6 protein-coding genes are annotated in these 8,211 nt (G+C 45.6%); all 6 read right to left on the bottom strand.

Annotated elements, in window-relative coordinates:
* On the bottom strand, positions 1 to 2,504 hold a 2,504-nt coding region (locus Q8O92_06350; GenBank protein ID MDP2982929.1), incomplete at its 3' end, for a M56 family metallopeptidase.
* Positions 2,501 to 2,896 (bottom strand): BlaI/MecI/CopY family transcriptional regulator, encoded by a 396-nt coding sequence (locus Q8O92_06345; protein MDP2982928.1) that lies wholly within the window; start codon positions 2,894 to 2,896, stop codon positions 2,501 to 2,503. The genes Q8O92_06345 and Q8O92_06350, both read right to left, overlap by 4 nt.
* Before the next feature lie 212 nt (positions 2,897 to 3,108).
* Entirely contained in the window at positions 3,109 to 3,231 is a 123-nt protein-coding gene (locus Q8O92_06340) for a hypothetical protein (protein ID MDP2982927.1), read from the bottom strand.
* Positions 3,232 to 3,289: 58 nt separating this feature from the next.
* Entirely contained in the window at positions 3,290 to 5,323 is a 2,034-nt protein-coding gene (locus tag Q8O92_06335; protein MDP2982926.1) for a methyltransferase domain-containing protein, read from the bottom strand.
* Between the two features lie 262 nt (positions 5,324 to 5,585).
* Entirely contained in the window at positions 5,586 to 6,179 is a 594-nt protein-coding gene (locus Q8O92_06330) for an HNH endonuclease signature motif containing protein (protein ID MDP2982925.1), read from the bottom strand.
* A gap of 440 nt (positions 6,180 to 6,619) precedes the next feature.
* A partial coding sequence (locus tag Q8O92_06325; protein ID MDP2982924.1) for a site-specific DNA-methyltransferase occupies positions 6,620 to 8,211 on the bottom strand: 1,592 nt, incomplete at its 5' end.

The raw sequence follows: 8,211 nt of genomic DNA, 5'->3' as shown, positions 1-8,211 counted from the left end.
TTGGTCATCTCACTTACAGCTTTTTCATCCCGTATAACTATAGCTTCTTTCTCAAGCATTTCTTCTTTCATGCTTTTCAGTGAGCCTGCTTTTTCATCGGAATTATATGTACCTGTGCTGTCTTTTTTTACAAAAAAATTGATATTTTTAACAGTTTCGCCTTCTTTTACATCCACCCAGTGAAATTGCGTCTTCTCTTTTAATTTCCCTGAAAAGGTCTGGAGGTAGATATAATTCTTCCCCGGCGCAACCCGTATCTGGTATGAGCCATCGGGCTGAACCGGCGCACTTTGAATAGTACCTAAGCTTTTCGGGCGGGAAGGACCGTATATAGAAACCTCTGAATTTTTGCTGGGTTTCACTCCCCTGCCGGTTTCACTATCCATCACCTTTCCGATGATTATACCTCCTTCAATCAATTTCAAATCTATCCGTTTAGTTTCTTTGCCTTCATCAACTTTGACACTCTCCATAGCAGCCGCGGTCCAATCCAACGGCGTGGGTATAGTATATAATACATCATAATAGCCTTCAGATAATTCCGTTATAGTATAGTTTCCCTGATTATTGGTAATTCCGGAATTGCCCCCCCAATTATCCCCAAGGCCCCCTGCGCTGATTTCAACATTTCGCGCCGGTAATCCGGTTTTTTCGAATATAACTTTACCGGAAATTCGTCCTTCAGGCCTGAGTACAATAGATAAATCTGAACCAGCTAAGACACCATGTCCTGAATACCGTGCATAACCCGGTTTCGTTCCCGAGAGGTCAACCTTTGCCCCTTCCGGCAAATTTTTAAAAACAAAGGAACCGTTCATATAGGTACGAATGATAAACGTGGGGAGAAAAAAATTGGAAGTGCCCATTAATGACGTCAATATATTCGGTTCGGAAGAAATATCCGGCATCATTATTATCGGCATTTTTATAGTTACACCCTCAATGGGTTTCCTATCCTTATCGATTACTTTTCCCTTGATCGAGGAAGGGTTATTGAGAACTATACTCAAAGGCTCATTTGGTTTGAGCACTTTCCATCCGATCGAGTATTTTGGGTGAGTTACAAAAACATAGTTCCAATAACCGTACTCGCTGTCAGAAATGACAAAGGAAAAACTACCGTCACTTTTTGATTCTGTCATAAGTTTGGATTTGATTGGATGTTCTTGATCAGAATGGTATAGAAAAAATTTAGCACCTGCCACTTGCTTTCCGTCATGTATCACATTACCGGTAATGGTGACAGTATTGATTTTTCCTTTTTCAGATTCCTCTTTCACGCTCTTAAGGCTATCCAGAGGCGCAGGAACAGTTAGAGTTGCTAGTGGAGCAATCTCCTTTGTAGTCACATTTTTTACTTCACTGCTTTCTTTAAGCACCTTTGTTGTAACTTCCCCTATCGGCAGCGCCGCCGCTACCACCAGTGAAATCGCCCCGGCGCATATCAATCCAGCTATCGTCAGCCTTGACAGCTTTTTTACCTGTTCCCGACGGTCGGATAGTATTTCCCTGATTCGTAAGAAGAAACTGCTTTTGGTGAACAGTATTCCCGCGGCGAGTTCGGTGGAAAGCGCGCGGTCGGGAAGGCGTAAGGCGATACGGGTGAGGAATTCGGCGTAGGCGGTAGGATCGCCCTGAGAGTCAATCACCGCGCTGTCGCAGGCAAGCTCCGCCAGGTAGGAAATGAGGCTGCCGGCGAACCACACGAGAGGCTGGAAAAAGAACACTGCCCGGATGAAAGAAACCAGGGCGAAGATGAGCGTATCGCGGCGCTTGACATGCATAAGCTCATGGAAAGCCACCGCCCGGAGCTCGGCATCGGTGAGATCTGTAGCGAATTCGGACGGCAGGATGATGACCGGGCGGAAAACCCGGCAGGCGACCGGCGCGAGTACGGTTTTTTGTTCGATGACCGGGTATTCCCGCCGGAGGCTCAGGAGCGCGCCCGCTTCCCGGAATGTATCCAGCACACGGGGATCGATTATCGCCTCGCCATCGAGAATCCATCGCCTGATACGGAGCCGCCCGACAGCTATCAAGAAGAGAAGCGCAAAGACAAGAAGCAGGTACCCGGCCAGTCCCAGCGCCCAGGGATAATCGAGAAGCGATAGGGTGAGCGGCCTATTTTCAGATGGGACAATTCTCAGAGAATTATTTTCGTCCTTTATGTCCTGATTGTGTCCTTGAGTAAAAGATAATGGCGATTTTGAAGAAAAGTCTCTCATTTGTGCCGCAGGAGCTGTGTAAGGCCGGAAAACCTGAATCTCCGCACGGGGGGAACCGAGTTGCGTAGAAACCCAGGTGAGCAGCGGCAATAGGGGGAGAATACAAACCGCTCCGGTCCAAATTATATGACGCACCTTGTCCCCCCTCTTTCGGAGAAACCAGGTGAGCGCTCCTGCTGCCGCGAGCACAATGGTTGACTGCCAGAGCACGGAGAGGAGTATGCGCAGGACAGTGTATCCCGCGCTGTCCAGCGATGTGAGAAGACTCAAGGCGTTCATGACTTTTCCCTCCTCCGGCGGTCGGAAATAAGAAGCTCGATTTTTTCGAGTTCTTCCGGGCGGATGTCGCGACGCTCCAGGAGCGAGGCCACGAGGAGCGATTCAGAACCGGCAAAGGCATTTTCCAGGAGATTGCGGGCCATGCCCTCGCGGGCCTGTTCCTCACGGATTTTCGCGCGATAAAGGAATGCTTTGCCCTCCTTGCGGCGGGCGACATACCCCTTTTCCTGCATGATGGCGAGCACATTGCGGATGGAGCCGCCGGAGAGGGAGCGCCCGTTTGCCAGAAGGGAGTCGCGGATGTCTTCGGGAGCGGCTTCGCCCCTGTCCCAGAGGATACGCATGAATTCCAGTTCCACTTCGGTGAATGTGCGGGTTTTTCGGCGCGCCATAGGGATTCTCCAGGGAAAAATTATGTGCGAATTAATTAGCTTATTAAATAATAAAGCAGGGAATTTGAATTTTGTCAAGGGGAAAATGCGAATTATTTAGCAGGAGAATATAATTTGCAGCATATTGAAGCATAAGATGATAAAGGAAACTAACCTTGACATGCAGTCGGTCAGGTTTAATTGTGATTGCACATTTAGATCCTGAAACGGTTTTATCGTTCCCGCGCAGCGGCTACGAGTTCAGGATGCAGCGGACTCTTCGGCAGGCTCAGAGCCCGCTGACCGAGCACTGAGCTTGTCGAAGAGCACGTGTCATGCCGAACTTGTTTCGGCATCTATTTCTATTCCTCTCCCCCATCTCCCGCGTGCGGGAGAGGGGGCAGGGGGTGAGGGTTACATCGCCACAAATTCTTCCGTCATACCATTCAGCCTGGTTTCGGTTTCGGGTTTCCGTCCGTTGCCGTTTCCATTGCTGCCTGAATGGTCTTCCTCCCGCGAATCGGTCTGGATTCCCAGTCGCTGTTCGGCGGCCTGCAGAATGGAAAGGAGCATGTCGGAATAGGATATGCCCATGATCTTTGCCATCTTGGCCAGATGACCGTCCCAGCACCAGCCGGGATTGGGGTTCACCTCGAGGAGCTTGGGGTTTCCGTCGCCGTCCAGACGCCAGTCCAGACGGGCATAGTCGCGGCATTCAAGACGGTCGTACAGTTTGGCGCACCATTCGACGATGTTTTTCTCCGTTTCATCGGGAATATCCGCCTGAATGGATTTGATCTTCCAATAAGGCGAATCCGGCGACCATTTTGCCTCATACCCGCAGATACGGGGCAGGTCTTCCGGCACCTCGGAATAATCCTCCTCGGTGATGGGAAGCACGGTGTACGACGAAGGGGCGTTGCCGATGATGCCCACGCTCAGGTCTTTCCCGATCAGGAACTCCTCGACCAGGATGGGTTTCTCGTACCCGAACTTCTCCCGAATCTCCGAGATGGCGTTCAGGAGCTCCTCGAAGTTGTTAGCCACACTGCGCTGGGTGATTCCGAAGCTTGAATCGCCGAAATTCGGTTTCACAATCACCGGGAACCCGAAAGGAAGCTCGAATGTGGTATCCTCCGGTTTGATGAAGAAAGCCTCCGGAACCGGAATACCCATCTCCTTGGCGATGCCGCGCACGAGCGACTTGTCGTAGCAATAAGCCAGGCACTGCGGCCCGGCGCCGGTGTAAGGAATGTTCAACTGCTCAAACAGGGCGGGAACATGAAGTTCCTTGCGGGGATCGTTGTTATACCCCTCATCGCAGAGATTCATCACCAGGTCGAATTTCCCGTTCAGCTTGATGAGATCCTCGATGAGGGTGTCATGATTGTTGAGGATATTGAACCGGTATCCTTTCAGCTCACGGAGCCCGGTGGTCAACTGGTTGATGGTATAAAAATCATCGTCGTCGAAAATAGCGAGCGGTTTCAGGGCATCCGGCTTGTGGGGATCGCCCATCACTACCATCACGTTTTTCACCGCCTCTTTCGGCTTCCGTTTCACCGGGGTCCATTCTTTCCGCGCCATCGCGGTGATGATGGTACGGTGCTCCATCATGCCCAGGTCCTGGTTGCGGTTTGTGACCGATGAGATTTCCCCGTGCACGGAGAAATCGGAGAACCCGGCGCTCCGCACCAGTTCCACCAGTTTTTGCGATGTATACAGACGCTCGGCATAGAACTGGTCTTCGATGACTCCTTTTTCTACATGGGTTATCACTTCACGGGAGATGAGACGGTCGCCGTCAGCGGAAAGGGAGCGCTCGCGGCATACAAACATCTTTTTGTCGATCCATTCCCATGAGCGGGGCTGGAAATGCTCACGCAGATAATCGCCGTCGGCGATATCGATCAGGAGCTTCCCCCAGGGCTGGAGGATGCGAAATACTTCCTTGAGCACCCGAAGGTCGTCCTGAACTGTCTCGAAATAGCCGAAGCTGTTTCCGAGAATCATGACCGTAATGAATGCGTCGGGAGCGAAAGGAAGCTTACGGGCATCGCCCTCGCGGAATCTTACTTTGAGCCCGTCTTTTTTGGCGTTGGATTTGGCGCGCTGTATGAGATAGTGGGAGCGGTCTATGCCTTCCACATGCTTGAATCCCCTGGATACAAGCTCGATGGAATGACGTCCCTGACCGCAGCAAAGGTCCAGAATTCTGTCTTCGGAGGAGAGGTTCAGGATGGAGGAGAACATGTCCACTTCATTACGAGTAATATTGCGGTCGTCAACAATATCCCCGTCGGTTTTCAGGTAGAGCGGATTGAAGATTCCTCTCCACCAGTCGGGGTGAACGTGTTCTTCAAGGTTGGGCACCGGCCCTAAGATTTTTCTCGTTTTTCCATTTTTGCCTCGGTGGGGAGGTTTCCCCTGCGGCTTCTTTTCATTCATCGTTTTTTCGTCCAATCTTAACTGATTAAAAATTATAGGGTTAAGATACATGAACCGCAGTGTTCGGACTATGTGTCCGAATTGCTGCATAATATACGATAAAATGAAAAAAAAGATGCAACTATTTTATGTAAAAATGAAAAAATAATTAGTCGCTCCCTTTCATCTTTTGCACAATGTATGGGGGTTAGTATGCTAAACCTCTACAAGATATAGTAAAGGACAGATAGGACAGGTAGGACGGGTAGGACAAGTTAAAAGATTAAATGCCGGCTTTCTTTTTTCCAAAATAACCTGCACCAGAAAGAATGTATTCTTTACCGAAAAGACAGCGCCACTTCTCTAATCTGCAAATTTCCATGATATAGCCTCTTGAAACACCAAACATGGCGGCGAGATCTATGGATGAATAGGTACGGCGATGATGGAAATATAAGATTTTAGCGATATCTGCCGGTTTGAGGCAAGCTCTATAATGGTTGATTCCGTGATTTTTCATGGTTTTTATTACATGGATGGCATGTCTAGTATTTTCTTTGGGAGTAACTACTTCAAGATTCGAAAGGGCATTATTCCCCTTATTGCCATCGATATGATTGATCTGCATACCATCCGGAATTTCGCCATGGAAAAAACTATAGACAATTCTATGGACAAAAGCGCCGTATACTTTCTTTTTGTAAGGGAATTTAATAGTGCAATAACCTCTCTTATCGGAGCTAACTAACACTTTGTTAAAACAATCCGATCTGCAGAACTTGCATAATGTCCTGTAAATCTCGCCATTTTCTAATACCGTATAATAGTTCTGGCGAACGAGTTCAAGAAACTTCAATTCATTTTTCGAATAATGCATCGCAAACCTCCAAAGAAAACGTATGTTATGATTGTATGCATATATAATAACGTATGTTGCCTTTCGGATAAAATAAAAAAGGCGATAAAATCGAGTTGCTTTGAATGGGACGAAAAGGACATATGAGACGAATGTGCGGAACGAAACAAAAAAACCGCAATACACATTTTCGTCAAAGATAGTATATAGAGAAGGCTTTGTCAAGATAAATATTTACATCGGTGTAAAATAAATTCCTTGACATGGGGGAAGGGGAATTGAAAAATGGAATGAGAGGAATGGAAAGAATGGAAAGAATGAGAGGAGTAGGACAAATTGGACAGGTAGGACGAATAGGACGAGGGATGTGAGAGGGGGCAGAAAAGGACTTATGGGACGAAGGGGACAGACCACCTGTTGATACTTGATAGGAGATTGTAGAGGCAGAATACATCCCCTTTCTAAAATGCAATCAACTTGTCACCGAGCAAATGCTTTAAATTCCATTTCATCGTTGTATCAAGCGCACGCTCAAGGCAGATAAAGATATTGTCTTTGAATGGTTCCAATTCTTTTAAAGTTTCCTTCTGAATTGTAATATCCATACAGATAAGACACTCTTTGAAATCGTCTTTAATTTGAAAAACATTGTTTTTTGAAAAATCATCCAATTTCACCTTTGAATAATTGAGCATAAAACCATTTTTCATCAGCACTTCATCGAAAATATTTTTTTCATCAACCATTGCAAGGAACATGGCTTCTTTTTCGTCTATGTATTTATTAAGCAAGGCCAGATTTTCTTCTTCAGTTTTAGCGGGGTCGGGAACAAATTCAACACGAGGGAAGTTTGATTTGGCGAGTTTATAGACCTTGAAGCCTGTTTTAAAAGGCTTTTTATCTGAATCAAGTAATGAAGGTTGCTTTTCCGCTTCTTCTTTTTCGATTTTCTGAATTACGCGCTTGTTACGTTCAATTGTTATGTCGGAGATTTTTTTGTAGCCGGACTTATATGCTTCGGAGCTTTCGTCTGTAAGTTCTGGAATTTGGACGAGGATGAATTTGCGATTGCCTCCGATTTCTCGATTAAGTTCTATAACAGCATGTGCTGTGGTACCTGAACCGGCAAAGAAGTCTAATATAATATTATTATCTTCCTGATAAGAATCGATTAAACTCTTGATAAGAGTTGTTGGTTTCGGATATGAGAAAAAGCTTTTTCCCTCAAAAATATTTTCGATTTCAATGCCACCATCACTTTTTGTTGATAAAATCGAACGTAATAAAAATCTATCTACTTCGTCAAAATAAGTTATGGAACTAGCTTGTGTTGTTTCGTCTTTATCAAACCATATTTTTCCACACATAAATGTTCCATCATGTAACTTAATTATGGATTCATAGTTACCATTTTTAATGCCAGCAGCATCATTAAAGGTTTCTTCTTTCCAACGCCAACCCCTATCTGGAATTTTTACAGGTCTACCAGTCATCGGATGTTTTACTTCATATCTTGGACCAAATGAATTTGCGTTGGGCCAACTCATATTGATTTTGCCCCACAATCGATATTGTTCATTTAGAGAATTATACAAAGTAATTCCACGATCATAATCTTTTTTCCTATATAACTTTCGTATTTCTTCCTCAGCTTCATTAAGTGGTGTTGCATTGTTTTTGAGCTTGGCAATAAATTCTTCTATCTCTTCAAGTCCGTTTTTACGCATCGTAAATTCATGCTTGAACGAAGAGTCTTTTACATAAATAACAATGTATTCATGTATACTTCCAATACCTTTATCGTTTTTAGGAACTCGTTTATTCCAAGTAATACATTCAATAAAGTTATTTTCACCGAATATTTCATCACACATTTTTCGTAAATGGTGAACTTCTTCATTTCCAATTGAAATAAAGATTACTCCGTCATCTTTTAAAAGTTGTCTTGCAAGCAAGAGGCGAGAATACATCATATTCAGCCAGTTAGAATGATAACGCCCACTTGTCTCAAGATTGGTATCTACTTTTACGCCATTTTCAGTAACGCCTATAT

The organism is Candidatus Latescibacter sp., assembly GCA_030692375.1.
In the GTDB taxonomy this organism is placed as follows: Bacteria; Latescibacterota; Latescibacteria; order Latescibacterales; family Latescibacteraceae; genus JAUYCD01.
The sequence above is the reverse complement of the archived record's forward strand: the minus strand, read 5'-3'. Positions and strand labels throughout refer to the sequence as shown.

Bases quoted from the DNA above. Each gene is read 5' to 3' on its own strand.
- Q8O92_06340 (MDP2982927.1), bottom strand. From the start codon at position 3,231: ATGCCGAAACAAGTTCGGCATGACACGTGCTCTTCGACAAGCTCAGTG.
- Q8O92_06335 (MDP2982926.1), bottom strand. From the start codon at position 5,323: ATGAATGAAAAGAAGCCGCAGGGGAAACCTCCCCACCGAGGCAAAAAT.
- Q8O92_06345 (MDP2982928.1), bottom strand. From the start codon at position 2,896: ATGGCGCGCCGAAAAACCCGCACATTCACCGAAGTGGAACTGGAATTC.
- Q8O92_06330 (MDP2982925.1), bottom strand. From the start codon at position 6,179: ATGCATTATTCGAAAAATGAATTGAAGTTTCTTGAACTCGTTCGCCAG.